Below are 24411 nucleotides of genomic sequence, written 5' to 3' on the forward strand. Positions count from 1 at the left end.
CCCGCCTCGATACGCCGCCCTTCTCAAACCGTCATCACCCATTTTCCGCCATAGCTCTCAGGTAACCGGTGGGGGGCCGTTCGACCTCGTCTACGTACAGGGCTGGGTTTCCAACCTCGACTATGCTTGGGAATCCCCGCGGCTAGCGCACGTGCTGCGCCGGCTGGGGTCATTTTGTCGGCTGGTCCGCATCGACAAGAGAGGCACTGGGCTTTCTGATCGCAACGTGGGCTTTCCAACGCTGCAAGAGCGGGCGGACGATGTACGGGCGGTACTCGATGCAATCGGATCGCGACGGGCGGTCTTGTTCGGCAGTTCCGAAGGCGGCGTCCTTTGCATGCTTTTTGCGGCGACCTATCCCGAGCGAACCCAGGCACTCATTCTTCACGGTGCTTATGCCCAGGGACTGTGGTCACCCGACTATCCTTGGGCAAAGACTAGGGAGGACATGGAAGAAGAACTGGCCGAGATCGAACGCAAGTGGGGAGAGCCTTGGGATTTGGGAAGAGGAGCGCCGAGCTTGGCGAACGATACGCGCGAGCAACAATGGTTCGCAGCCTATCTGAGGAGTTCGGCGTCTCCTTCCGACGCCATCGCATTATGGCGCTGGGGCGCCGAAGTCGATGTCCGTAACATCCTCCACGCGATTCACGTGCCTACTCTGATACTCCACAGGAAAGGCGATCGATGGGTCAAGGTCGAAGAAGCGCTTTACCTGTCCGAGCGCATTGCAGGCGCCACGCTCATTGAGCTTCCGGGAGATGACCACCTGATCTGGGGCGCCGATTCGGACCGTCTAGTCGACGCAATCCAACACTATCTCGCCCGTACGTTTCCTTCGAAGGCCGGATAGAGCCGAAGGCTGACTTGTACTCTCCACCTGCTCATTGACATGGATCGTCACGATCAGTTTCGGAAGGATCATTGAAAACCACTCGGATCCTAGCGAAGAACTTTGCTGAGTGATGACCGGCGGCGCGGTGGGCCTGATCGGAAACACTCACATCACGGCAGAAGAAAATGACCAGTTGTGGGCAATGAAAACGGCAAACCCGGTTGCTGGCCACGTCACCATTTAGGCCGTGGCGAATCTCTACCGCGTTGATGGGGCGCTTAACTAACCGACGGCTGTCGGGCCACAAGCGAAATGTCAGTTCGCAATGTCAGATTGCCGCTAATCTCTCGGCGCTGACCCCGTGAAGTTTCCACCTTTGCGGAGGGAGGACCCCGGCGGTCCTTGATCCCTGGCGGCGCCAATCGGAGCCGGTGATCCAAACATCCCTCGGCACCGTAGTACCAACAAAGCTAGCCAGCGAGCGGAGAATGGGACGATGCACGGGACAATCGCATTCCTCTGTGCGATATTTCTCGGGTCGGCGGCACAAGCCGACGCATTCTCTGACAGTCGCGGCATATGGATGCGAGACGACGGCAACGCCAAGGTCTCGATCGCGCCTTGCGGACCGCATTTGTGCGCGACCAATCTGTGGATCGGCGATAGCAGCAAGGGTGAACAGGCCGGCGACAAGCTGATCATGACGCTGAAACCGGCGTCACAAGGCACGCTGGCCGGAAAGGCTTACGACCCCAAGCGAAACCGTACCTATTCAATGACGTTGACGGTGAAGAAGGGGGGTCTCACCACGCGGGGCTGCATAGGCGCAGGCTTGATTTGCAAGAACGTGCGCTGGACCCCGGCAAAATGATCTGCGAGACGGAATGAGCCGACAAGCCCAAGCTCCCACCATTGTGTTGTTTCGGCGCGACTTGCGCATTGGTGACAACGCCGCGCTCGCGGCGGCAGCTGAGCGCGGCGCTCCCGTCGTGGCGCTCTATATCCTGGACGAGACAACCAAAGGTCTAAGGGCCACGGGAGCGGCCAGCCGCTGGTGGCTCCATCACTCGCTCGCGGCTCTTGGCGATCTGCTTCGCAAGGCTGGCGCGAATCTGTTTCTGGCGCATGGGCGCACCGAAGACGCCGTCGCCAAGGCGATCGACGCCAGCGGCGCGAATTTCGTGTTCTGGAACAGGCGTTACGCCCCCTCGGAGGCGGGGGTAGATGCCAGGCTGAAAGCCGCCCTGCGCGAAAAGGGGCTCACGGCACTCAGCTTCGATGGCGCGCTCCTGCATGAACCTTCGCTCCTCAAGACCGGCTCCGGTGGGTTCTACAAAGTCTACACACCATTTTGGAAGGCGATGGCGGACAAGGCCCATGTTCGCGATCCGATCGATCCCCCCGGATCGATTGATGGTTGGCGGGGTGAGCTTGGCGGCTTGCGCCTGGAGGAGCTTGATTTGCTGCCTACCAAACCCGACTGGGCGTATGGCTTCCGCGAAACTTGGACACCCGGCGAAGAAGGCGCCCAGGCCAGGCTTCGTCAATTCATTGAGAGCGGCCTTGCCAACTATGAGCGCCAACGCGACTATCCTGGCAAGCTGTCAACATCGCGACTTTCCCCGCATCTGGCCTTCGGCGAGATCACGCCATTCCAGATATTCGCCGCGTTACGCAGGTCGAAAAGCTCGGGAACTTCGACGTTTCGTTCGGAGATCGGCTGGCGGGAATTTTCATATCATCTGCTGTTTCATAATCCTGATCTTTCAGAGCGCAACTTCCGGCCGGAGTTTGACGCAATGTCGTGGCGGGACGACATGCAGGCGCTTCGGACATGGCAGCGCGGCCTGACAGGGTATCCAATCGTGGATGCCGGCATGCGTGAATTGTGGCGAACGGGCTGGATGCACAACCGCGTGCGAATGATCGTGGCATCCTTTCTCATCAAGGACCTCATGATCGACTGGCGCCACGGCGAAAAGTGGTTTTGGGACACTCTGGTCGACGCGGATGCCGCAAACAATCCGGCCAGCTGGCAGTGGGTGGCCGGATCCGGAGCTGATGCGGCGCCCTATTTTCGTATCTTCAACCCAGTGCTGCAGGCAGAAAAATTCGACCCTCGGGGCGACTACGTTCGTCACCACATCCCGGAAATCTCTGCATTGCCCGACCGCTATATCCATCGGCCTTGGGAAGCTCCAGCTGCCGTCCTGAAGGACAAAAGCATCGAGCTCGGCAAGACCTATCCATATCCGATCGTAGACCACGGTGCGGCGCGAGAAAGGGCGTTGGTCGCTTATCAGTCCCTAAAGGATTGAGCCAGAGGATCAAACAATAACGGGAAGGTTTCATGATGCGGTATGCCGTCGCTTACACAACCACTCTGGTCGCTTTCCTGGCCATTGACGCGATATGGCTCACGACGATGTCGCAGCGCCTTTACCGCCGCTATCTCGGGGACATACTGGTTGACGTATTCAACCCTGTTCCTGCTGCGGCATTCTACCTGATCTATGTTGTGGGTCTCATAATCTTCGCAACGTCGCCGGCTTTTTCGAGCGGCAAATGGACAACGGCCGCGCTGAATGGCGCGCTCTATGGTTTTTTCACCTACTCGACCTACGATCTGACCAACCAGGCCACGATCCGCGGCTGGCCGACGGTCATCACCGTGGCGGATATCTGCTGGGGTTCGCTGCTCAGCGCGGTTGCCGCCACTGTGGGATTCCTGCTGACCCGCTATTTCCTGCGGGGCACCTGATCGCCACGCTGGTCCGGGGCTGGCATTGCACCGGACAACAGCAAGCCGATGAAGACGACCAGCGTCGCGGCGCTCAAGGCATTTAGGCCAACCATGGCACTGTTGTCAGCAGCGGAGTAGCTGGCCAGCGGCTCACCGAAAAAGCGCAGCGGGATCGAATAGGCGACAGCGCTGAGCGCGACAATAACGAGTCCGATTGCCCGCTCCGACGGTCTGAACAACGCAGCGCCGATCAATGCACAGGGAACCAGGAAAATCTCCACGCCCGAACCAACGCCAAACGCCTTGGTGCTCACGATGCCGTTAGCGATGCCTGTCAGCGGCAGCAGGACGCGGGCGGCCAGCGCATGCCGTTTGGCGACAGCTGGAACAGCCAGAAAGATCGGCGTTGACATGAACGTGAGAAACGACGGAGCAATCTTGTCGGCGCCGACCGCCGCCCAAAGGTACAGCGGGTAGAACGGCTGGTTCCAGGCAACGACCAGCGCAATCCAGTTGGCCGCGCTGGTCAGGGGGTCGTCATGCGCCGCGTAAGCGGCGACCCGGCGCCGTAGCCGTGCAAGTCCTTCCATGTTACCAGGCCGGCCGCAGCAGATAGTGGCTGACGCCCCATTCCCTGCCCTGGTCGTGACCGAACAGGCCTTCGGTGGCCAGATAGAACAGCCGCCAGCGCCGGCGCCAAAGCGCCGCATCCCGCCCGTAGACATCGGCAAGGATCTCGCCGATGCGCTTGTAGTTGTCATCGAAGCGCGCCAGCCATTGCCGCGCGGTGCGCGCATAGTGCATGCCGTTCCAACGCCAGTCGCGTTCGATGGCGAAACAGTCCGCAAAGTGACCGATCAGCCCGTGACTCGGCATGATGCCGCCGGTGAAGAAATGCCGTGCGATCCAGTCGGCATCGTCGCGATGATCGAAACGGTAGGGACTGTGGCGGTGGCTGAAGACATGGACGAATAGCCTGCCTTCGGGCTCCAGCCAGCTTCGGATACGGGCAAGCAGGTCGCGCCAGTTGGACATATGCTCGAACATCTCGACCGACACGATGCGGTCGAAGCGCTCTCGCGGCTCGAAGCCGTTCATGTCGGCGGTGATGACCTCGACATTGCGCAGCCCGCGCGCCGCCGCTTCCGCTTGGATATGCAGGCGCTGCGGCGTCGAATTCGACATCGCCACGATGCGGGCGGCCGGAAAACGCTCAGCGATGTAGAGCGTCAGCGAACCCCAGCCGCAGCCAAGCTCGAGAATGGATTGGCCATCGCCAAGGCCGGCATGCTCGACAGTCTGCTCTAGCGCCGCGATCTCGGCTTCGGCCAAGCTCTCGTTGCCCTTGGGATAGAGACAGCAGGAGTATTTCCGGTTGGGACCGAGCGTCAGCCCGAAGAATTCGGGCGGAAGCTCATAGTGCTGCTCATTTGCGGCCTGCGCGTGCTCGGCGATCGAATAGTCCGCCATGGCACAGGCAAACTGCTTCTCATCGACCGACCCCGCCTTGGCAAGCCGCCGGCGCGTTCTTCCTACCAGGACGCCGATACCAAAGCGTGTCGCGGTATCGGGAATCGGCCTGCTTTCGACGGCACGGATTACGGATGAGATCAGGCTCACTGTCATGTCCCTTCCCGGGTTGTTGCCGCAATCGGCACGCCCGGCCAGAAAGCGTTTACACGTCCCTGGTAACGGCTGAACTGTTCGCCACGCGAACGCAGCATGTGCGCCTCCAATGGCGGGATGCCGGAGACATGGACCAGCAGCCAGTACATCAGTAGGGGGCCGGCAAGTGCGGCGAAGCCCCACGGATAGGCCGACGGGGAGCTGATCGCGATCGCCACGTATGCCAGCCAGCCCAGCCATTCGAAGAAGTAATTGGGATGCCTGGACAGGCCCCACAGGCCGACATCGCAGACCTTGCCCTTGTTGGCAGGATCGCCTCGAAAAGCATTCAGTTGCCTGTCCGCCAGTGCCTCGCCGCCAATCGCCACCATCCAGAGCGCAACGCCGACCCAGTCGCCAAGCCCCAGCGCCGGAGCCGGCTTGTGGGCGGCAGCCATGATGGACATTGCAAGCAGGAAAGCCGATGCCGCCTGGACCTGAAGGAACCAGAACAGCCGGCTTGAGGAACTGGCGCCCCATTCCTGCTTCAGCTGGCCATAGCGCGGATCGTCGCGGCTGTCGCCGATCGTCCTGCCGGCTATGTGAACGCCAAGCCGCAGCGACCAGACCAGCGCCAGCAGGGCGACCAGCCATCGCCTATGATCGTAGTCGCCTTCAACAGATGGGACGAGCGCCAAGAAGGCGCCGATGATGCCGACGGCGAAAGACCAGATTGCATCGACCCACCCGGACCTGCCGGTCCGTGTCGCGACCAGCCACGCCACCGCCATGGTGGCACAAAGAGCGACCGCCGCAAGAACGATAGCCGAGACGACGCTCATCACCGGAGCTCAGCCGCCGAACAGAGGCTGGATCAGCCTGCCGAAGAAGCCGCTCAGCTTCATCTGGCCTTCGAGCGCGGCAATGCAGATGCATTCGCCGTCCTTGTCCACGATCGGCTGGTGCTGAACGTCGTCATCGGCTTCGTCGAGATCCCCCGGGCCATAGCGGCCGCGCGCGTCCGAGAAGGCCCCTTTTAGTATCTGGGTGTATTCATAGCCCGCATGCGTGTGCTCCGGCAGCTTGCGGCCGGCCACGACCTTCAGCAGCATGACGTTGGCGCTGTCGTCATCAGGCAGCGTCACGCGGCTCCAGCGCACGCCCGGCCCGATCCAGCGCCATGGCCCGATGCCACAGTCGTCAAGCACCTCAGGCAGGCGGATGCCAACATCGGCGCGCGGGAGCCTTTTGGCCGGCGCGGCCTCACCGCGACCGGCCTCATAGGCATCGATCATCGCCATTGCCTGATCAAGGGACCCAGCTTCCATGTCCTCCGGCTCGATATCGTGCAGAAGGGAGCCGCCCAGCGCTTCGAAACGGGCTATGCGCTCGGCGCAAGCCGTGCAGGCGCCGACATGGACGGCCACGACGATGCGCGGCCCGGATTCGAGCGAGCCGTTGGCATAACGGAAGAGCGTCTCATCACTCGGATGATGGTTGATCATTTGAGGTCGTCCAGGATTTGGCGCAGCCGGCCCAGGGCCAGCCGCACGCGTGATTTGACGGTGCCGAGGGGGATGCCGACCGCGTCGGCGATCTCAGATTGCGTTACCTCGCCAAAGAATGACATTTTCAGGATATCGGCCTGTTCCCGCGGCAGAAGATCGAGCGCCTCCCGCACCCGCTCCTCGCGCTCCACCGCGATGATCGCCTGCTCGCCCGAAACCGGCGCATCAGGCTGATCTGACGGATCAAAGGCTTCGGCAATGACCGCCGACCGGCTTTCGCGGCGAAGCCGGTCGATGCGCGCGTTGCGGGCGATGGTGAAGATCCAGGTCGACACCCCGGCGCGCGCGGGATCGAAATACGATGCCTTTTTCCAGACCAGCAGCATGGTTTCTTGCGCGACGTCCTCCGCAGCGGACGGCGTCATCCCCGATCTCTTCAGAAAAGCCTTCAGCCGCGGCGCATAGAAGCCGAACAGCCCCGCGAAGGCCGCTCGATCGCGGTTCGCCGCGACCGCCGTCATCAAACGGACCGCTTCCGGCGCCGACAGGCTCTCTTCGTCTTCGCGCATGGTCACTGCCAATCCGCTCTCCGCAAGATCGAACGCAAGAAAGGCTTTGTCGGCAATGAAATGATGTCCTGATGCATTCATACGCCCTGTTACGCGCGGCAATCCCTTTCGGATCACTAGCCGCGCAGCGATTGCCGCAGACGGTGATCCACAGCCCGCACCGCTGCGTAGAAATTGAACCTAGGGGAGGATGTCAGCCCCTTCCATAGCAAATCGGAGGGCGTGAATGAAGAACGGCGGCTATTTCGAGGCGGACAAGCCGATGGACATCGCCATCGTAGGCAGCGGTATCTCCGGCCTGTCCGCAGCATGGCTGCTTTCAACGCGCCACAGGGTTTCGCTGTTCGAGGCGGACCGGCGGCTCGGCGGCCACAGCAATACCGTCAATGCCGGCGGCACACAGGTCGACACCGGTTTCATCGTTTACAACGAAGTAACCTATCCCAATTTGACGGCGCTGTTTTCGCATCTCGGCGTACGCACCAAGGCGTCGGACATGTCATTTGCCGTCTCGCTCGACGGCGGACGATTTGAATATTCGGGAACCGGATTGGGCGGGCTGCTCGCACAACCGTCCAATGTCGGCAGGCTGCGTTTTTGGCAAATGCTGAAGGAATTGCTGCGCTTCTATCGTGAGGCCCCCCACGACATCGCGCGTATCGGCGAGATCAGCTTGGCCGAATATCTCGATGCCAAGGGCTACGGTGCCGCATTCCGCGAGGATCATCTCTATCCTATGGCGGCAGCCATATGGTCGACTCCGGCGCTTGATGTCGGCAACTATCCAGCGACCGCCTTCATCCGGTTCTGCCAGAACCATGGCCTACTAAAGCTGGCAGGCCGACCAACCTGGCGCACAGTCGATGGCGGCAGCCGCAAATATGTCGAGCAACTGGCGAGGAGCGTCGCCGGCCGTTCATATGCCGGGCGCGGCGTGCGCTTGATCTCCAGGCGCGGGGGCGCGGCTTGGCTTACCGACTGCGAAGGCGTAGAGCACCGCTTCGACCACGTCGTTGTCGCCACCCATGCCGACCAGGCGCTGCGCATGCTGGACGATCCGAGCCACGACGAGACGCGGCTGCTCGGCAGTTTTGGCTACAGCCGCAACGAGGCGGTACTGCATACGGATGCGCGCCTGATGCCGCAGCGCAAGCGAGCCTGGTCAAGTTGGAACTATTTGACACAGGGCCAGGGCGAGACCCGAAAGCTTTCCGTTTCGTACTGGATGAACAGGCTGCAATCGCTGCCCGACAACCAGCAACTCTTCGTCACCCTCAATCCTGTCGTGGAGCCGGCTGCCAATACCGTGCTGCATCGTGAGTCCTACGAACATCCGGCTTTCGACGCTGCGGCGATGCGCGCGCAGCAAAGGCTGTGGTCGCTGCAGGGCAAGCGAAACACCTGGTTCTGCGGCGCCTATTTCGGCGCCGGCTTCCACGAGGACGGCCTGCAGGCCGGGCTTGCAGTGGCTGAGGCACTGGGCGGCGTGCGCCGGCCCTGGAGCGTGGCGAACGAGTCCGGCCGCATTCACATCATCGACGCCGTGGCGCGGCGCAACCTCGAGGCGGCGTGATGCCGGAGGTGAAATCAGCCCTCTATGCCGGCAAAGTGATGCACCAGCGGCTTAAGCCGCTGCGGCACCGCCTTTCCTACCGCATATTCTTCCTGCTGCTCGACCTTGACGAGATCGATGCGTTGAGCCAGCGGCTTCGCCTGTTGTCACACAACCGGTTTAATCTGTTCGGCTTCGCTGACGCGGATCACGGCGATGGCTCGGGCGGATCGCTGAAAGCCTATGTCGAAGCTATGCTTGCGACGGCGGGGATCGAGACGGATGCAGGGCCGGTCCGACTGCTCTCCATGCCGCGCATGCTCGGCTACGCTTTCAATCCGCTCAGCATCTATTTCTGCCATAACCGGCAGGGCGACCTCGTCGCGATCCTGTACGAAGTCAACAACACCTTTGGGCAGCGCCACAGCTACCTGATCCGTGTCGGCGACGGGCACGACGAGACTGTCAGGCAACATTGCGACAAGCGCTTCTACGTTTCGCCTTTCATGGCCATGGGATTGAACTATCGCTTCCGCATCGGCCTCCCCGGCGAAAACGTCGCGATACACATCACTGCCAGCGACGACCAAGGGCCGCTGATGGTCGCAAGCTTCTCCGGCAAGCGGCGGGCGCTGAGCGATGCCAGTCTGCTGCGCGCATTCATCTCCTATCCTCTGCTGACACTCAAGGTGACCGCCGGCATTCATTGGGAGGCGCTGCGGCTCTGGGCAAAGGGTATTCGGCTTCAGGAGCGCCCGGCCCCGCCCCACCACTCCATCACCCACGTCGCCATGGATGGACTTTTACAGAGAAAGGCCGAGCCTGATGTCACTTGACATTGAGGCAAGGGCAAGGGCCGATCGGTAGTCCGGCATTTTTTTGTTGGGCCGCTGATAGAGCGGCTACTCGGTTGCCTGACGGCAGTTTGTCAAACGGGTGACGAATCTGGGTTCTTTTAGCGTTCTAGTTCGCCGCACCGTCCGCTCCTATGGAAAGACTGCGGCGGAACCTGGGATGCTGTCGACAACAGTGCATCGAAAGCGGCTTCGGTCCTCACCTGCCAATATACGCGGCCAGTTCGTCCGGCGTGCCATCCGGGAAGGCCTGTTTCAAAAAGCCCAAGAACGCCGACACGCGCGCGCTGAGCAGCCGCCGCGATGGGTAGAGCGTCCATAGTGAGATTTCAGAGCCATCAATATCCCCCCAATTCACCAGCGTGCCGTCAGCGAGGTCGTGGGCAACCAACGAAATGGGAAGCCGTCCTGCACCGACGCCGGCTCGCACGGCATCCCGAACCATGATGAGCGTTGACAAAACGAGAACCGGCTCGATTGTAATTGTTGACCGGCCACCTTGTGTCTTTACGTGCCATGTTTGCAGTTCGCCCGCCCCGCGCGCAACGCCAGGAGCGGCACGCTCACGGGTCGTGCGAGGAAGGTCGGGGCTCGCCACAACAACCAGACGGTCGCGGAGAAACGCCCGTCCGACCAGGCTTTCGTCGGGATCTGGATTGACCCGGATTACCAGATCGTAGCCTTCCTCGATCATGTCGACAGGCCGATCCTCAGTCGTGACTTCAAGCGTCACCTCCGGGTACTTGAGGGCAAACGCCGCGCCGATCTTCCCCATTGCGGTCTGCGAAAAATGTAAAGGTGCGCTGATCCGCAACCTGCCCTTGGGACTTTGACCGCCCGAGGCAATCGACGAAGCCGTCTCGTCCAGTTCGGTGAGCAACGCCCCCGTCCGCTCGAAGAGCGCCCGTCCTTCTTCGGTCAGCTTCAGGTTACGCGCACCCCGCTCAAACAGGCGTAGATCAAGGCTGCTTTCCAATTCTCCAACACGCCGGGACAGCGTTGCCTTGGGCCGGCCGGTGGCTCTTGCCGCTTTGCCGAAGCCACCATGGCGGGCAACGAGATTGAAATCGGCGAGGGCAAGAAGATCCATGAGTGTTCCACGAGTGGGACAGTGCGTCTAAAATTTCCGTCTATTACGCTCTCAGTGAGCCACACATATTGGAGGTGTCAAGCAACCAACAGGAGAAATTTCATGACCATTCTCGTTACCGGCGCCACAGGCAATATTGGCCGCCAAGTCGTCGAACACCTCGTCAAGCGCGGCGCTGATGTCCGTGCTTTCGTGCGCGATCCATCGAAAGCCAGCTTCCCGGAAGGCGTATCCGTCGCGCAAGGCGACTTTCTCGATGTCGATTCGCTGCGCAAGGCCATGTCAGGCATTTCCACCCTGTTTCTCTTGAACGCCGTGGTGCCGGACGAATTCACCCAAGCGTTGATTGCGCTCAACGTCGCCCGATCGGCCGGCATCGAGCGCATCGTCTATCTGTCGGTGATCCGCGCTGACGTCTATGTGAACGTGCCGCATTTCGCGGGCAAGTTCGGCGTCGAGCGAATGATCGAGCAGATGGACTTCAAGGCCACGATCCTGCGCCCCGCCTACTTCATCCAGAACGATCTGATGATCGAAGACGCCATCACTGGCTACGGCACCTACCCAATGCCGATCGGCGCCAAGGGTCTCGCCATGATTGATGTCCGTGATATAGCCGAGATCGCTGCCCTTGAGCTGCTGCGCCGCGAACAGTCCGTAGAGCCGCTTGCGCTCGACCGGATCAACCTCGTCGGTCCGCAGACACTGACTGGGACGGATATCGCCGCCATCTGGTCCGACGTGCTCGCCCGCCCGATCAATTATGGTGGCGACAATGCAGAAGGCTTTGAGCAAAATCTCAAGCAGTTCCTGCCCGCCTGGATGGCCTACGACATGCGCCTGATGGGCGAGCGCTTCTTCTCCGAAGGGATGCTGCCTGAGGCCGGCGACGTCGAGCGCCTGACTGCGCTTCTGGGCCGTCCACTTCGCCCATATCGCGACTTCGCGTCGGCCATCGCTGGTTCCGCCTGACAGAAGCGAAAGCTATCTAGAAAGGACTTTTGCTATGATCCATTCGCGCGCTTTTTCCTCGTCCCGGGCCTCTGCAGCCGTCGTGAGGTTGTTGGGGGAAGGCGCTACCCACTTCCTACGTGAAGTCACGATCGGGAGTCACTACCTGCCCGAGATCGTCACGCTCGAGCCGGAAAGCAAGGTCACCTTCTTCCAGACGGCCGGTCCGCGCGAGGGAGGGATTGTCAACGAACTGTTCGAAGATGAGGAAGGCGCACGGCAGCTTCGCTTCTGCTGCTACATGAGCCTGCGCGGCCGAGAACCAACCCCTTTTGAGGAGCAGGCTCAGCTCAACGGCGAGAACGGCTACATGGCCGCCCTCATGGCAACCCTGAAGCGAACCCGCGAACTGCTCGCAGACGGGACGCTTTAGTCATCACCAGAAAAACGAGCAACAGGGTGCCTCCTACACAGGCGCCCTGTCTTGTGACAATTCGGCTGCTGGAGGCAAGAACGGACATCGTTCTGGTGATCACCGACGTCGGCATTCCCGGCACGATGAACGGCAGCATATTGGCTTATCTCATCCGAAACCGATGGCCGACGGTCAAACCGATCGTCGCTTCCGAGGGTACGATTGTCAAACAGATGCGCCGGATGCCGTCACCGATTGAAACGCATCCGAAGCCCTAGGGATGGATCGTCAGAGCCATTCTTTGAAGACCTAGGTCCGGCCTCACGTCTAGTTGAAGTTATTAGATGGAACTACGCATTGTCGAAACCATAATGAGTGACTGCCTAGACGGTGGTGGGGAATCCCGAGGGAACATCCAGATGAGCAACGCCGCGGTTTGGTCGTTGAGGATGAACAACTGATCCTGCTTGACGTCGAGTCGGCGCTGGAAGAGGCCGGCTTCGAGGTCGTGGCGGCTCACAACGCGGCCCAGGCCATCGAGGCGTTTGACGCCGAGCCGGGTAAGTTCAAGGGTCTCGTCACCGACATACGCCTGGGGGCGGGCAAATCGGGCTGGGAAGTTGCAAGGCATCTGCGCCAAGCCAACCCGACAATGCCGGTGATCTACCCGACAATGCCGGTGATCTATATGAGTGGCGATAGCGCCATCCATTGGGGCGCCGAGGGTGTTCCGGAAAGCGTCATGATTACCAAGCCCTTCTTCCTCCCTCAGATCATCACGGCGTTGTCGACGCTGATGAATCAGCAGCATTCCGACCATGGTTTGTTACCTGCGGATCATGACTCTGCACTCTGACCGCTGCACGACAACCTTGAGGGCGGGCCTTCGAGGTGTCCCGCCGGCAACGCAACTCGCCTGTCGGGATAGCTTCCTGGCGCAGCAGGCCCTCAAGTGGTCGCGTTAGAAATCTGCTTTTGGGCAACAGCAAATTGGCCAAACTTCCAAGTTCTGGCGCGTTCCGGAAGGACGGTTTTGGGGCCGAACGCAGACGATCTGCTTTTGGGCCAAGTCATGGGTGAGCGGGCGGGCGTATAGCTATTACGCACTCTCCAGTCACCCTCGTCGCCCGCCAAGCGCAGCACCTCTCGAAACTAGAGCCAGCGCGTAAGGGTGGCGGCGCAGCGGTTGCAAACAACGCCCCCAGAGCAACATAAGGTTAGTGTCGATAACGGCACGTCCCAGAATCCAAAGCCCTTGCGGATCGATCATGGCTTGACCGTGAAGCTGTAGCTGCCGTCGGTCTTGTGAATGCCATTGCCCGGATCGTCGCCAGGCCTGAGCGCCGATTGTAGAGGAATAGTGAGGGTTTCGCCGTCGTTCGACAGCAGCGCCTTGCCGGGCTGAATCCGCGAACCTAAAGGCAAGTACGGCACGATTTCCAATACAGTTGCAGCTGCCACGAAACTCGGAGGACCGCATTTGTCGTAAGCATGAATGCTTACGGCTTACATTTTATACAAGAAAATCAATCACTTACGGTGGATGCCGATGGTACCGTTGGCTGGGATCGATGCCCCCGACAAGCCATTGTTTTCCTTACCATTTTTTCGCTAAAGAGCCAAATTTGTATCACAATAGGTATCACAATATGTAGCACATTCTCGGCGAAGGTTCGAGATCGCGATCCGGCGGTATAGCGCGACAGATAGGAGAGCACTGCCTCAGGACCGGCGAGGGGCGGCTTGGCGTAGACCACCAGCGTTTCTTCCGACGGGAGCGAGATGGCGCAGGAAGGCTCGCCGAGCGTGAAGACGACCTGGAAGTAGCCAAGCTGCCACGGTCCGTAGCAACTCAGATGTCCGTTTCTGGAACACGTTCATCCATCCCCTTCAATCGTTTGTCACATTGAGGTTTAGGCTGGACGGCCGCTTGTCACAAATGATCGATATCGACCCAGACGTTACCCTGAATGTAGCCGGCGTATTACGTCGAGCGGGGCATACCCTGCGAGCTGCGAGGCCGGTAGAGTGCGCCCCTGATTGATGTGACTGTCATTGGCCGAGATCGGCCCGTCTGCTTCCGGCGAAATTCGTAGGTAGCAGCCATCCCACCTTAGCTACCCACCTGTTGGGCCCGAACAATGAACCAGCCTGCAGAGCAAGTTCGGCCTCGTTGTAGACTGCCTCGTTCTCGGAGCCACCTTTGTCTTTCTCGTCCTCATCGCCGCACGGCTATACCCGCGCATGACCACCTGAACGCATCGCCATGCTCTTGTCTTCGAGGCATTTTGGTGGGCGGCGCGCGATTTGGCCTAGATAAAAATTAGCTTGACACTCGTTCGCACATACAAGTGTGCAGAGACGTGACGATCGGTCACGGCATCGGCGAGTTCCTTCCGCACCAGAGGAATCAGCGCTGTGCGCCTCTCCTAGGTTAGCAGCCGTTCTGCCGAGCCGCGACACGTAATCCGATAGGGGCTACCCGACTGCAAGTCCTATCCCCGTCACAATGATTGCAAGCGCGAGAACGGAACCGAGGAGCCATCTCGCATCATGGACGCTGTTCATGTTGTGCCTCTTCAATGAATCTAAGACCACCACATTGCAGGGACGGGATCTCGGACCTTGATGCGAGTCAAAATCGCGTCGACTTTGAGGGCTGCTGGCCCGGCTTTGGCAGCGTACCCCTCCCTTGGCGGGACCGGCAAATACGAGATGCGCGTTCACCGTCCCACGAGAATGACGATGGGTTTCCGCAAAGCCCCTTGGCGACGCTCGACAGACATCGCCCCACCTCCGAAGTGGCCTCGGCAACGGTCTAACCACCCGCCTAGGTAGTTTCCCGTAGGGAGAAAACCGAATTTCGTCACCCCCGGATTCGCGCGATTTTTGCGGCACGGATCAACCGGGAAAAAAGCCATGCACGCTTACACCGCCTCCAGAACTGCCCTGTCATCGCGGCCCACCCAGCCAAACCCGCCTGTGGCATTCGACCCCATACTGCTGCAACCGCTTAGCTTCTATCCCGCCGGCGCGGAGATCTATGCGCAGGGGGAAAAGGCCGGAGCCGTTTATCAGATCGAATTCGGCGCCGTGCGTGTCTACCGCCTGCTTGCTGACGGCCGCCGGCAGATAAGCGCCTTCCACCTGGCTGGAGAGACATTACGAGGCGAACACCGGTAGGAAGAATTGGTCGAGCAGGGATTTGGTCATCCCGCCGAACAAGGCTTGACGGATTCCAACAGGCTATCCACGCTCATAATGCGCATGTGGCCGACTATCTCTATGGGACGCCGTTGCTCGCCGACCATCTCGCCGATGGATTGTCTGTACCCGGCTACGTGCGCCGAACTTGAGCGCCAACACCTTTGATCATCGACTGCTGTGCCAAGGGACGGTGTTGCCAGTCATCGCGTTATCTTGGTGGCCGCGCCTCTCAATCTGAATTCCGGCGGACGACTTTTTTCTCTCGCCATTGATCCCAATCAATAAGCGGCCACTCCACAACTGCTTTGATGCGGCTCTTGTCAGGCTGGATGTGGCGACGCGGGGCGGCAACGACCCGGAGATCGGGAAGTGGTTGGGCGCGTAGCCTACTCTTTCAGCATCTGGCAAGCGGGCCCGCTTCTCTGACCGGCTCCTGGGGAAACCTGAGGCGAAAGGGTCGAGACAGCGGGCTCGCATTCAACCCCAAATGCTAGGAGAAGACCATGGCGGAAGCTGCCACCAAACTCCCCGTCAAGACAGAGAAGAGCACTGCCCCTGCCCGGTCCGACAACTGGACAGCACCGTTCGAAAGCCTGCGTCGCGAAATCAACCGGCTGTTCGACGACTTCCATGCGTTCGATTTCCGGCTGCCTTCGACCCGCTCCCTTTTCGGTCGTGAACTGCCGTCGCTGCGCAGCGCGGATTGGCCGGTGGCGCCGGCGATGGACCTCGTCGAAAAGGAAAAGCAGTATGAAATCACGGCCGAGCTGCCCGGCATCGACGAGAAGAATGTCGAGATCAAGCTCTCCAACCGCATGCTGACGATCAAGGGCGAAAAGAAGGAAGAAAAGGAAGAGAAGGACAAGGACTATTATCTGTCCGAACGCCGCTACGGCTCCTTCCAGCGTTCCTTCCAGCTACCTGAAGGCGTCGACACCGACAAGATCGATGCAAGCTTCACCAAGGGCGTGCTGACGGTGAAGCTGCCCAAGACCGCCGAAGCCCAGAAGGCCGAGAAGAAGATTACGGTCAAGGCTGCCTGATTGCCGCGGCTGAGGATCCTCAGCGCGCCAGTGCGGCGGCGATGATGTAGGCCTCAGTCCCGGCGGTTGAAGATGGCGATTGCTTGCGAGCCTGATGCTTTGCCATTTTGAGCTTTTGTTGCTCGAGTTCCAGGGCCTTCGATCGCCCTCTGTTCGGAATCAGTCCCGCCTTGAGCAGATCCTTGAAAGTGAGCGACTGGAACGCGTGAGGATCAGGAAGCGATAACCGGTTCCCAAAGTCGGCATGGTGGGGTCCCAGTATCAAGTTTGTGGGATAGGGAGCAATGGAACACCCTGCGACATCAGAAAGTCCTCGCACAGGCCTTCGCACCATCTCCTCGGAAATCGCTTTCAGCGATGACTGCAATCATGGGCGCTGTCCACCCATCGGGGATAGCTGCCCTGTGCAGCGCCCACCAAGGCGATCACGTCCTCGTCTCTCAATTGATGGAAATCGCGATAAAAGGCCGATCGCCTGGAAAATTCAGGCTCGTCAAGACAGATGACATCGTCGGCCAGGCGAGGCTGATCCGGATGGGCTTCCGGCAGGGCTCAAAGGCAGGCTTTGGCCTTCGGCGCCTGCTTGTCGATCAACATGGCCGCCCAAAGGGCATCCTTTCGTCCTACGAATACAAGAGCCTGCAGACGGATCGGATAGTTCTGGCGCTCGGGCCGGCTGACGAAATTGCGACAGTGAGATGGATTTTCGGTCACTTTGCCAGAACACGGAAGACAGAACTCGAGACGGAAAGAAGAGCCGTTGGCATTCAAGATAGGCATGGTGGCGAACAGACAAACGTTCTGCACTAAGCTCTGGCCGCATCTGGACCGGCTACCAGTCCGCTGTATATCGACTATAGTGCATTCCCAACGTAGCACGATCAATCCTGAAGCTCTGATATTGGCCGCAACCAACCCGATTGGAGCGGTGCGCTAGGGAGTAGATCTAAGTCGCACCACGAAAGCGACTGGGTTGCATCGAGCCGCCTAAGTGGGCGTGTTTTTCGAATATCTTTAGCTTTTCAGGGTAGCCAATCCGGGTCATGCGCCCGCAACCGTCGCATCGATATTTCGACACGACGCGGAACCAGCTTCCGCGCTTGACGATGGGGAATTGGCACGCCGGACATTGGTAGGTCAGATCGACAGAAATTAAGCTCTCGGAAAGTGTCATCTTCGACCTCGCGGGCCAAGCAGCATTGATCAGCGGAGGGGCTACGATAAATCGCGCAACCGTCGACACGCTTGACTCAGATCAACCCTGATCGACGCTTCGAACGCTAGGTTCCTACAGAAGGAGGCCTCAGATGTTGCACGAGCGATTGCATTTTAGGTTTGCCAGATCGGTCAACATCCAGTGGCATGGCGCGAACCCGGCGCCACGCGAGCCGAATTCCAATGACAGCCTGTCCTGGCATTTGAGGCATGCGGTCCACTGCAACTGTTATCCCCTTCCCAGGGAAGTCACGCGGGAACTGGAGCGGCGGCAAATCTTCGCGTATGTTTCCGATACGGGGTGAGCGCAGTGTCAGCAGCCATGGCACGGCATCGTTGATCCATATGACGAGATCAACGACCTGGGCTTGGAATTCGCAATGCTGGGAGCAGCTGGATTTGCCCGATCCTGCTCCATTTGCTCAAGGCACCCCACTGTCGCGAGCAAATCTCCATGTCATAGCGGACAGGGGATCGGTTGCTTAAAGTTCTTGTAACCCTTTGTGGGGCAATCGCACTCTGGGTCGAATTTCCCGAGAGGTTCGTGGCGCTTGCAGTCCCGTTCCGTCTTATAGGGATGGTTCGGAAGAGGGACTTTGCAGCTTTCGCTGACACATGCCGAAAGGACCAGTCCAAGCCCAACGACGGCGAGATATTTCATCATCTGTAACTCCTGACCAACATTGCGTGGGTGCTTGTCGCACGTGGCCAGAGCGGTGAATTTGTCCCATATCAAAAATTGCAAAAATTCTAAAAGCGAGCTGCCGTTGTGTGCAGAATCCTCGCGCTTTGATTTCGGTCAACGCATATCCAACTGCTATTACTACTACTATTAATAAGGTCACGGGCAGAAACTGTTAGGTGGACAAAAACCGCGAGGAGAAATATCGTTTTTAAGCTGGCTCTTCTATCAGTGATGGCGATCTCATTGGCGTCTCCGGCAGCGGCACAAACCCAAACCATGCCGCAAAGGGGACATAGGCAAGGTGACCGAGATGATCGCCACACCCAGCGTAAGCCATACAAGCGCCGGGCTTGGACGGCTCGCCCAGCTCGCATTGTGCGTGCGCACGATAAGTAAGATCGCGCCAACTGGGTCATGAGTGATTCGACGTGCCACGACGTTTGGAATGTAACGGGTGCCGCGTGGGCGATGAACAACAGGAACGCGAAGGTCGCAAAGTCAAACAAGGAACTCATCGGCCCAAAGCTGAGCATGAACCGCCGCACGAAGCCGATATCCCAGCGCCGCGGCCGGTGCAGCTGATCGGTATCGACATTGTCGGTGGCGATCGCCAGCGAAGAAATGCTGGAGCAGAATCTGCGTTGCCAGCAGCGGCAGGAAGGGCAGAAACAGCGAGGCGATGGCCAATGAGCTCGACAAGTCGCCGATGCCGACGGCAAGGCCGCCATTCTGGTCGGCGGAATAGATAACCCGTAAGCCTACACTTCCTTGCACCGAATTTGACCACGATCAATGCCGCGCATGTGAAGCCGTTGATGACTTAATTGGGGTGCACTCGAAATCAGGGACGGAGAAATCGGCTATGAGCAGGCCCGCGCACCCGATCGAACATTCGAGTGACCAGATCACGAAGCTATCTTCTTCATTTTCTAGGGTGCCAAACCTTACGGACTACGCTGGCGAATACATGCGCTTCACCTGGCGGGATGCCTGGAAGTTGCTCGACGGCTTACCCGGCGGAAAAGGTTACAATATTGCTCACGAGGCCGTCGACCGGCATGCCGCCGGCCCAAGGGCCGACAGAGTGGCAATCCGCTGGCTCGGCAAGTCAGGTGATCGACGAGATTTCACCTACCGCGATCTAAGCGAGGCAAGTAACCGTTTCGCGAACGCGCTGATCAACCTTGGAGTCCTGCCCGGCGAGCGTGTATTCGTGCTGATGGGACGTCTACCTGAACTCTATGTGGCGGTTCTGGGAGCACTCAAGGCGCGCTGCGTGGTCTCACCGCTGTTCTCCGCATTCGGCCCGGAGCCGATTGCAACACGTGTCGAAATTGGCGACGGGCGGGTCTTGGTCACGACACTCGGGCTCTACCGCCGAAAGGTGGAAAGCGTACGGGCGAAGCTTCCTGGGCTTGCCCACGTCATTGTGGTGGGCGACGAGACTTTCGAGGATGCCGGACTGCATGCGTGGTCCGCGCTGATGGAGACGGCATCAGCCCGTTTTACGATCGCCCCGACCGACCCCGAAGACATGGCGCTTCTGCATTTCACCAGCGGCACCACGGGCCGACCAAAAGGAGCGATCCATGTGCACGGTGCGATAGCCGCGCATCATATGACTGGCATCTACGCGCTCGACCTTCATGACGATGATATCTTCTGGTGTACTGCCGATCCCGGCTGGGTCACCGGAACCAGCTACGGCATTCTGGCGCCGCTGACGAACGGCGTGACCAGCGTCGTCGTCGAAGCTGAATTCGATGCGCAGACTTGGTATTCAGTGCTTCAGCGCGAACGTGTTAACGTTTGGTACACTGCACCGACCGCTATCCGTATGATGATGCGGCTGGGTTCAGACGTGGTGAAGAGCTACGACCTGTCGGCACTGCGCTTTATGGCAAGTGTTGGCGAACCACTCAATCCGGAGGCGGTGGTGTGGGGCCAGGAAGCGTTTGGAATACCGTTTCATGACAACTGGTGGCAGACCGAAACCGGCGGCATCATGATCGCCAATTTCGCGGCACTTCCCATCAAACCGGGCTCGATGGGTCTGCCGCTGCCTGGCATCACAGCGACAATCGTTCGCCACGTGCAGGATGGCGGGGTCGATGTCATCGACACGCCCATGGTCGAAGGCGAACTGGCACTCAGGAAGGGTTGGCCGTCGATGCTGCGAGGCTATCTCAAAGAAGAAGAGCGCTACCGCAAATGCTTCGTCGGTGACTGGTATCTGACCGGCGATCTCGCCAAGCGTGATTCCGACGGTTATTTCTGGTTCGTCGGACGAGCCGATGATGTCATCAAGTCGGCCGGCCATCTCATCGGTCCGTTCGAGGTGGAAAGTGCTCTCATGGAGCATCCCTCGATAGCGGAGGCCGCTGTCATCGGCATACCCGACCCGACGGTTGGCGAGGTGGTCAAGGCTTTCGTCGCTCTGAAGCCAGGTCACGAGCCGAACGAGGATCTGCGCAAGGAACTCCTCGGGCATGCCCGCAAACGGCTCGGTCCCGCCGTATCGCCAAAACAGATCGACTTCCGCGCAAACCTCCCCAAGACGCGCTCGGGCAAGATTATGCGCCGGCTGCTCAGGGCCCGCGAACTTGGGTTGCCAGAAGGGGATTTGTCGACCCTCGAAAGCGACGAGAAATGAGCGAAAAGCCACACATCGACCGTCAGCACGGGCAACAGCTTTTCAGGGATATGCTGCGCATACGCCGCTTCGAGGCCAAATGCGCCGAACTCTATCAGGGGCAGAAGATCCGCGGCTTCCTGCATCTTTACGACGGTGAGGAGGCCGTCGCAGTCGGAATCATGCAGGCACTTGAAGAGCGCGACGCCATTGTCGCCACCTACCGTGACCACGGCCACGCGATTGCCAGGGGCCTTCCCATGGGCTCACTCATGGCCGAAATGTTCGGAAAGGTAGAGGGTTGCAGCCGCGGTCGTGGCGGCTCGATGCACTTTTTCGATCGGGCCAGGCGCTTCTATGGCGGCAATGCCATCGTCGGCGGCGGCTTGCCGCTTTCCATCGGCATCGCGCTCGCTGACAAGGAACTTCGTCCCGGTGCAGTCACCGCCTGCTTCTTCGGCGAAGGTGCGGCCGGCGAAGGCGAATTTCACGAGAGCATGAACCTCGCCGAGTTATGGGAACTGCCCGTCATATTCGTATGCGAGAACAATCTGTACGCCATGGGCATGCCACTTGAGCTTGCGGAAGCCGAGACTGACATCTTCCGCAAGGCTCAAGCCTACCGCATGCCGAGCGAGAAGGTGGACGGTATGAACCCGGTCGCGGTCGAGGCCGCAGCGCGGCGGGCGGTGGAGCGGGCGCGAGGCGGAAAGGGCCCCTCCTTCCTCGAATGTCGCACCTATCGATTCCGCGCCCATTCCATGTTCGACGCCCAGCTCTACCGCACCAAAGAGGAGATAGCCCTTTGGAAGGAGCGCGACCCGGTCCCGCGAATGCAGGCGTGGCTCGAAGAGAACCACATGCTTTCCGCTGAGGAACTCAAACGCATCGAGGATCAAGTCGATGTCGAGATCGATGCAGCCGTCACCTTCGCCGAGGCAGGCCAGTGGGAGAAGGTGGAGGATCTCGAACGTTTCGTGCTGATGGACGAGGTACCCCAATGAGTTCCCCTGTGGCGAAACCTGTTCGAATGTCCTACCGAGAGGCGTGCCGCCAGGCGATCCGAGACGCGTTGACCAACGATCCGCGCACCTTCCTCATGGGCGAAGATGTCGGCCTCTACGGCGGCTGTTACGCCGTCACCAAGGGACTGCTCGACGAGTTCGGTCCGCGTCGTATCCGCGATACGCCGCTGTCGGAGAGTGCTTTTGTCGGTGCCGGGATTGGTGCGGCGATCGCGGGAATGCACCCGATCGTCGAAATCATGACATGCAATTTCAGCTTGCTCGCACTCGACCAGCTTCTCAACAACGCCGCTTCGATCGCGCATATGTCGGGCGGGCAGTTTGCCGTTCCGCTGGTCATCCGCATGGCGACGGGCGCCGGGCGCCAACTCGCAGCCCAGCATTCTCACAGCCTGGAGGGCTGGTATGCCCATATTCCCGGCCTCAAGGTGTTGGCGCCGGGCACCGTCGAGGATGCGCGACATATGCTGAGATCAGCGTTGGCAGATCCCAATCCGGTGCTGATCTTCGAGCATATCGTGCTTTACAACGTCGAGGATGAACTCGATCCGGCGGTCGAGTCGGTGGACATTGGTTCCGCAAAAATCCGGCGGCCGGGACGCGATGTCAGTGTGCTGGCCTACGGCAACAGCCTGCCCAAGGCCTTGGCTGCGGCCGACACGCTTGCCAAGGAGGGTATTGAGGCAGAGGTTGTCGACATTCGCGTTTTGCGCCCACTCGACAATGCGACAATCTTCGAGTCCGTCACCCGCACACGGCGCTGCATCATTGTCGACGAAGGCTGGAAGAGCGGCTCGATTTCCGCCGAGATTGCCGCGCGCCTTTCGGAGAATCTGTTCTTCGAGCTTGACGCACCGATCCGCCGGATCTGCAGCCGCGAAGTCCCCATTCCCTATTCCCGGCACATGGAAGAAGCTGCCTTGCCGCAGACGTCTGCCATTATTGAAAGCGCTCGAACTCTGATTGGAAGCCGATGAGCGATTTCCTCATGCCATCGCTCGGAGCCGACATGGAGCGCGGCAAGCTCGTTGAGTGGCTGGTCAAGCCTGGCAGCAAGGTCAGAAAAGGCGACGTGATTGCCATCGTGGAAACTCACAAGGGGGCCTTTGAGGTCGACATATTCCAAGAAGGGGTGATTGCGGATTTGTGTGCCGTCGAAGGCCAAGAGGTCCCGGTTGGCGCAGTGCTGGCACGACTCGCGCCTTCAGACAAGGCACCAGCCCTCGGAACCCTCCGCGCTCCGGCAAACCCCGTTGCTGCAGAGAAAGCCCCTGAAGTAGCGTTGGCTGCACCGCCCTCACCCGAAGCTCTTTCCGCCTCTGGAAAGCCGGCCAAAGTGGCACAGAAGGTGTCCCCAATGGGGCCTGGATCAAGGGCGCATGCCAAGGTGACACCTGCCGCCAGGCGCCGGGCGGCTGAACTTGGCATCGATCCCTACACACTTAAGGGCACCGGCATCGACGACTCGGTGACCTTTGCCGATGTGGAGCGGGCCTCAGCTTCGCACGTCGGCCCGGAAGCACCAGCAGGACCGACAAGGCCGGGGCGTGGTTTCGATCCCCTGCAGATGCGCCAGGCAATTGCGGCGGCGATGTCACGTTCGAAGCGCGAGATCCCACACTACTACCTCACCACTACCATCGACATGGGCCCCTCATTGTCCTGGCTTGAGACGTTCAACACGGAGCGGCTGCCAGATCAGCGTCTGCTGCCCGCCACTTTGTTCCTGAAGGCCACTGCCCTGGCGCTGCGCGAGGTACCGCAGCTCAACGGCTTTTGGGAGAATGGTCGGTTTAGGCCAGGAAGCGGAATACATATCGGCTGGGCAGTGTCTTTGAGAGGTGGCGGGCTGATCGCGCCGGCCGTTCACGATGTCGACACTATGACTCTACCGGAGCTGATGATCGCGCTGCGCGACCTCGTGGCACGTGCACGTGGTGGCGGCCTGCGCAGCTCCGAGATGACCAATCCGTCATTTACTGTAACCAGCCTCGGCGAACGCGGCGCCGATTGCGTGATCGGTGTGATTTATCCCCCTCAGGTGGCGACCTTGGGTTTTGGTCGTATTTCCGTGCGCCCATGGGTCACTGGTGGCAAAGTGACCGCGCGGCCCATAGTGGTGTCCTCGCTCTCAGCCGACCACCGCGCCAGCGACGGACATGCCGGCGGGCTGTTCCTCGCCGCCGTCGACCGCCTGCTTCAGGAGCCTCTCAAATTATGACCAAGGCCGAGATTCGACAGCTTGCGCTGGACATTCTCTCCAGCATAGCGCCCGAGACGGATCCCTCCGCACTTGCAGGTCACGAGGATATCCGAGAAGCACTCGACATCGATTCAATGGATTTTCTCAATTTTGTCATAGCCCTGCACCAGCGCACGGAAATCGAAATCCCGGAGGCCGACTATCCAAAACTGTTCACTCTGAATGGAGTGGCTGCGTATCTAAGTCAATGACGCCGAGGCAGATGCGGAAGGTGTCAAT

General features: G+C 59.8%; 27 protein-coding genes and 3 pseudogenes. 19 read left to right on the forward strand and 11 right to left on the reverse strand.

Annotation, left to right across the window (positions count from 1 at the left end; translation table 11 throughout):
- The 4 genes from QQK95_RS15495 to QQK95_RS15510 form a co-directional block, all read left to right on the forward strand.
- Positions 1 to 853, forward strand: an 853-nt coding sequence (locus tag QQK95_RS15495; RefSeq protein ID WP_284274131.1) for an alpha/beta fold hydrolase, incomplete at its 5' end; no start/stop codon positions are given.
- A 478-nt stretch (positions 854 to 1331) separates the two neighbouring features.
- Entirely contained in the window at positions 1332 to 1706 is a 375-nt protein-coding gene (locus QQK95_RS15500) for a DUF2147 domain-containing protein (protein ID WP_284274133.1), read from the forward strand.
- Between the two features lie 13 nt (positions 1707 to 1719).
- On the forward strand, positions 1720 to 3153 hold the full coding sequence (locus QQK95_RS15505; RefSeq protein WP_284274135.1) for a cryptochrome/photolyase family protein: 1434 nt from the start codon (positions 1720 to 1722) through the stop codon (positions 3151 to 3153).
- A gap of 32 nt (positions 3154 to 3185) precedes the next feature.
- Positions 3186 to 3596 carry a DUF2177 family protein gene (locus tag QQK95_RS15510; protein WP_284274137.1) on the forward strand — a complete coding sequence of 137 codons (411 nt, stop codon included), beginning with the start codon at positions 3186 to 3188 and terminating at the stop codon, positions 3594 to 3596.
- Here QQK95_RS15510 and QQK95_RS15515 read toward each other — a convergent pair.
- From QQK95_RS15515 to QQK95_RS15535, 5 genes are read right to left on the reverse strand one after another with little or no spacing between them, the layout of a single operon-like run.
- The gene (locus QQK95_RS15515; protein WP_284274140.1) at positions 3575 to 4168 is read right to left on the reverse strand and encodes a hypothetical protein; all 594 of its coding nucleotides are present in this window, start codon (positions 4166 to 4168) and stop codon (positions 3575 to 3577) included. The genes QQK95_RS15510 and QQK95_RS15515 overlap by 22 nt on opposite strands.
- Before the next feature lies 1 nt (position 4169).
- Entirely contained in the window at positions 4170 to 5198 is a 1029-nt protein-coding gene (locus QQK95_RS15520; protein ID WP_284274241.1) for an SAM-dependent methyltransferase, read from the reverse strand.
- 2 nt (positions 5199 to 5200) lie between these two features.
- Positions 5201 to 6025, reverse strand: a complete 825-nt coding sequence (locus QQK95_RS15525; protein WP_284274141.1) for a DUF1295 domain-containing protein — start codon at positions 6023 to 6025, stop codon at positions 5201 to 5203.
- Between the two features lie 9 nt (positions 6026 to 6034).
- Positions 6035 to 6688, reverse strand: a complete 654-nt coding sequence (locus QQK95_RS15530; RefSeq protein ID WP_284274143.1) for a ChrR family anti-sigma-E factor — start codon at positions 6686 to 6688, stop codon at positions 6035 to 6037.
- Entirely contained in the window at positions 6685 to 7341 is a 657-nt protein-coding gene (locus QQK95_RS15535; protein WP_284274145.1) for a sigma-70 family RNA polymerase sigma factor, read from the reverse strand. The genes QQK95_RS15530 and QQK95_RS15535 overlap by 4 nt, the downstream gene beginning before the upstream one ends.
- A 145-nt stretch (positions 7342 to 7486) precedes the next feature.
- Between QQK95_RS15535 and QQK95_RS15540 the strand changes: the two genes are divergently transcribed.
- Both QQK95_RS15540 and QQK95_RS15545 read left to right on the forward strand, forming a co-directional pair.
- Positions 7487 to 8833, forward strand: coding sequence for an NAD(P)/FAD-dependent oxidoreductase (locus QQK95_RS15540; RefSeq protein WP_284274147.1), 1347 nt, complete (start codon positions 7487 to 7489; stop codon positions 8831 to 8833).
- Positions 8830 to 9648 (forward strand): DUF1365 domain-containing protein, encoded by an 819-nt coding sequence (locus tag QQK95_RS15545; protein ID WP_409371691.1) that lies wholly within the window; start codon positions 8830 to 8832, stop codon positions 9646 to 9648. Before QQK95_RS15540 ends, QQK95_RS15545 begins: the two co-directional genes overlap by 4 nt.
- A gap of 217 nt (positions 9649 to 9865) precedes the next feature.
- On the opposite strand, the gene QQK95_RS15550 is transcribed toward QQK95_RS15545, so the two are convergent.
- Positions 9866 to 10756 (reverse strand): LysR family transcriptional regulator, encoded by an 891-nt coding sequence (locus tag QQK95_RS15550; protein WP_284274151.1) that lies wholly within the window; start codon positions 10754 to 10756, stop codon positions 9866 to 9868.
- A 102-nt stretch (positions 10757 to 10858) separates the two neighbouring features.
- On the opposite strand from QQK95_RS15550, the gene QQK95_RS15555 reads away from it, so the two are divergent.
- The 4 genes and pseudogenes from QQK95_RS15555 to QQK95_RS15570 all read left to right on the forward strand — a co-directional run bounded on the left by QQK95_RS15555 (position 10859) and on the right by QQK95_RS15570 (position 12978).
- On the forward strand, positions 10859 to 11728 hold the full coding sequence (locus QQK95_RS15555; RefSeq protein WP_284274243.1) for an SDR family oxidoreductase: 870 nt from the start codon (positions 10859 to 10861) through the stop codon (positions 11726 to 11728).
- Positions 11729 to 11773: 45 nt separating this feature from the next.
- Positions 11774 to 12140: pseudogene (locus QQK95_RS15560) on the forward strand (AtaL-like protein); the annotation flags it as partial.
- A gap of 53 nt (positions 12141 to 12193) precedes the next feature.
- Complete coding sequence (locus QQK95_RS15565; protein ID WP_284274153.1) at positions 12194 to 12400, forward strand: response regulator; 207 nt, start codon at positions 12194 to 12196, stop codon at positions 12398 to 12400.
- A gap of 158 nt (positions 12401 to 12558) precedes the next feature.
- Positions 12559 to 12978 (forward strand): response regulator, encoded by a 420-nt coding sequence (locus QQK95_RS15570; protein ID WP_284274155.1) that lies wholly within the window; start codon positions 12559 to 12561, stop codon positions 12976 to 12978.
- A 410-nt stretch (positions 12979 to 13388) separates the two neighbouring features.
- On the opposite strand, the gene QQK95_RS15575 is transcribed toward QQK95_RS15570, so the two are convergent.
- Both QQK95_RS15575 and QQK95_RS33500 read right to left on the reverse strand, forming a co-directional pair.
- Positions 13389 to 13583, reverse strand: coding sequence for a hypothetical protein (locus QQK95_RS15575; RefSeq protein ID WP_284274157.1), 195 nt, complete (start codon positions 13581 to 13583; stop codon positions 13389 to 13391).
- Positions 13584 to 13787: 204 nt separating this feature from the next.
- Positions 13788 to 13919 (reverse strand): annotated as a pseudogene (locus QQK95_RS33500) (transposase); the annotation flags it as partial.
- 1122 nt (positions 13920 to 15041) lie between these two features.
- On the opposite strand from QQK95_RS33500, the pseudogene QQK95_RS15580 reads away from it, so the two are divergent.
- The 3 genes and pseudogenes from QQK95_RS15580 to QQK95_RS15585 form a co-directional block, all read left to right on the forward strand.
- Positions 15042 to 15284 (forward strand): annotated as a pseudogene (locus tag QQK95_RS15580) (cyclic nucleotide-binding domain-containing protein); the annotation flags it as partial.
- Positions 15285 to 15391: 107 nt separating this feature from the next.
- Positions 15392 to 15478 (forward strand): hypothetical protein, encoded by an 87-nt coding sequence (locus QQK95_RS33505; RefSeq protein ID WP_409371693.1) that lies wholly within the window; start codon positions 15392 to 15394, stop codon positions 15476 to 15478.
- A gap of 354 nt (positions 15479 to 15832) precedes the next feature.
- On the forward strand, positions 15833 to 16372 hold the full coding sequence (locus QQK95_RS15585) for an Hsp20/alpha crystallin family protein (protein WP_284274159.1): 540 nt from the start codon (positions 15833 to 15835) through the stop codon (positions 16370 to 16372).
- Between the two features lie 19 nt (positions 16373 to 16391).
- On the opposite strand, the gene QQK95_RS15590 is transcribed toward QQK95_RS15585, so the two are convergent.
- Positions 16392 to 16739, reverse strand: a complete 348-nt coding sequence (locus tag QQK95_RS15590; RefSeq protein ID WP_284274161.1) for a hypothetical protein — start codon at positions 16737 to 16739, stop codon at positions 16392 to 16394.
- On the opposite strand from QQK95_RS15590, the gene QQK95_RS33415 reads away from it, so the two are divergent.
- Positions 16730 to 17182, forward strand: coding sequence for a hypothetical protein (locus QQK95_RS33415; protein ID WP_322791217.1), 453 nt, complete (start codon positions 16730 to 16732; stop codon positions 17180 to 17182). The two genes, QQK95_RS15590 and QQK95_RS33415, sit on opposite strands and share 10 nt — an antisense overlap.
- A gap of 1155 nt (positions 17183 to 18337) precedes the next feature.
- Here the strand turns inward: QQK95_RS33415 and QQK95_RS33510 are convergent.
- A complete protein-coding gene (locus QQK95_RS33510) occupies positions 18338 to 18886 on the reverse strand; it encodes a hypothetical protein (protein ID WP_409371694.1) in 549 nt (182 codons plus the stop codon).
- Positions 18771 to 19046 (reverse strand): hypothetical protein, encoded by a 276-nt coding sequence (locus QQK95_RS15600; RefSeq protein WP_284274163.1) that lies wholly within the window; start codon positions 19044 to 19046, stop codon positions 18771 to 18773. The genes QQK95_RS33510 and QQK95_RS15600 overlap by 116 nt, the downstream gene beginning before the upstream one ends.
- Positions 19047 to 19134: 88 nt before the next feature.
- Between QQK95_RS15600 and acsA the strand changes: the two genes are divergently transcribed.
- The 5 genes from acsA to QQK95_RS15625 are packed head-to-tail and all read left to right on the forward strand — an operon-like array spanning position 19135 to position 24383.
- Complete coding sequence (acsA, locus tag QQK95_RS15605; RefSeq protein ID WP_240564827.1) at positions 19135 to 20925, forward strand: acetate--CoA ligase; 1791 nt, start codon at positions 19135 to 19137, stop codon at positions 20923 to 20925.
- Complete coding sequence (pdhA, locus tag QQK95_RS15610; RefSeq protein WP_284274167.1) at positions 20922 to 21908, forward strand: pyruvate dehydrogenase (acetyl-transferring) E1 component subunit alpha; 987 nt, start codon at positions 20922 to 20924, stop codon at positions 21906 to 21908. Before acsA ends, pdhA begins: the two co-directional genes overlap by 4 nt.
- Positions 21909 to 21934: 26 nt before the next feature.
- On the forward strand, positions 21935 to 22906 hold the full coding sequence (locus tag QQK95_RS15615) for an alpha-ketoacid dehydrogenase subunit beta (RefSeq protein WP_240564837.1): 972 nt from the start codon (positions 21935 to 21937) through the stop codon (positions 22904 to 22906).
- On the forward strand, positions 22903 to 24150 hold the full coding sequence (locus tag QQK95_RS15620; protein WP_284274169.1) for a dihydrolipoamide acetyltransferase family protein: 1248 nt from the start codon (positions 22903 to 22905) through the stop codon (positions 24148 to 24150). Before QQK95_RS15615 ends, QQK95_RS15620 begins: the two co-directional genes overlap by 4 nt.
- Positions 24147 to 24383 (forward strand): acyl carrier protein, encoded by a 237-nt coding sequence (locus tag QQK95_RS15625; protein WP_240564830.1) that lies wholly within the window; start codon positions 24147 to 24149, stop codon positions 24381 to 24383. The genes QQK95_RS15620 and QQK95_RS15625 overlap by 4 nt, the downstream gene beginning before the upstream one ends.
- Positions 24384 to 24411 lie beyond the last annotated feature (28 nt).

The organism is Mesorhizobium huakuii, assembly GCF_030160235.1.
GTDB lineage: Bacteria > Pseudomonadota > Alphaproteobacteria > Rhizobiales > Rhizobiaceae > Mesorhizobium > Mesorhizobium huakuii.

Coding starts and splice junctions, on each gene's coding strand:
- QQK95_RS15530 (WP_284274143.1), bottom strand. CDS start 6,688: ATGATCAACCATCATCCGAGTGATGAGACGCTCTTCCGTTATGCCAAC.
- QQK95_RS15620 (WP_284274169.1), top strand. CDS start 22,903: ATGAGCGATTTCCTCATGCCATCGCTCGGAGCCGACATGGAGCGCGGC.
- pdhA (WP_284274167.1), top strand. CDS start 20,922: ATGAGCGAAAAGCCACACATCGACCGTCAGCACGGGCAACAGCTTTTC.
- QQK95_RS15525 (WP_284274141.1), bottom strand. CDS start 6,025: ATGAGCGTCGTCTCGGCTATCGTTCTTGCGGCGGTCGCTCTTTGTGCC.
- QQK95_RS15510 (WP_284274137.1), top strand. CDS start 3,186: ATGATGCGGTATGCCGTCGCTTACACAACCACTCTGGTCGCTTTCCTG.
- QQK95_RS15505 (WP_284274135.1), top strand. CDS start 1,720: ATGAGCCGACAAGCCCAAGCTCCCACCATTGTGTTGTTTCGGCGCGAC.
- QQK95_RS15555 (WP_284274243.1), top strand. CDS start 10,859: ATGACCATTCTCGTTACCGGCGCCACAGGCAATATTGGCCGCCAAGTC.
- QQK95_RS15535 (WP_284274145.1), bottom strand. CDS start 7,341: ATGAATGCATCAGGACATCATTTCATTGCCGACAAAGCCTTTCTTGCG.
- QQK95_RS15585 (WP_284274159.1), top strand. CDS start 15,833: ATGGCGGAAGCTGCCACCAAACTCCCCGTCAAGACAGAGAAGAGCACT.
- QQK95_RS15515 (WP_284274140.1), bottom strand. CDS start 4,168: ATGGAAGGACTTGCACGGCTACGGCGCCGGGTCGCCGCTTACGCGGCG.
- acsA (WP_240564827.1), top strand. CDS start 19,135: ATGAGCAGGCCCGCGCACCCGATCGAACATTCGAGTGACCAGATCACG.
- QQK95_RS15615 (WP_240564837.1), top strand. CDS start 21,935: ATGTCCTACCGAGAGGCGTGCCGCCAGGCGATCCGAGACGCGTTGACC.
- QQK95_RS15550 (WP_284274151.1), bottom strand. CDS start 10,756: ATGGATCTTCTTGCCCTCGCCGATTTCAATCTCGTTGCCCGCCATGGT.
- QQK95_RS33415 (WP_322791217.1), top strand. CDS start 16,730: ATGACTGCAATCATGGGCGCTGTCCACCCATCGGGGATAGCTGCCCTG.
- QQK95_RS15625 (WP_240564830.1), top strand. CDS start 24,147: ATGACCAAGGCCGAGATTCGACAGCTTGCGCTGGACATTCTCTCCAGC.
- QQK95_RS15500 (WP_284274133.1), top strand. CDS start 1,332: ATGCACGGGACAATCGCATTCCTCTGTGCGATATTTCTCGGGTCGGCG.
- QQK95_RS15540 (WP_284274147.1), top strand. CDS start 7,487: ATGAAGAACGGCGGCTATTTCGAGGCGGACAAGCCGATGGACATCGCC.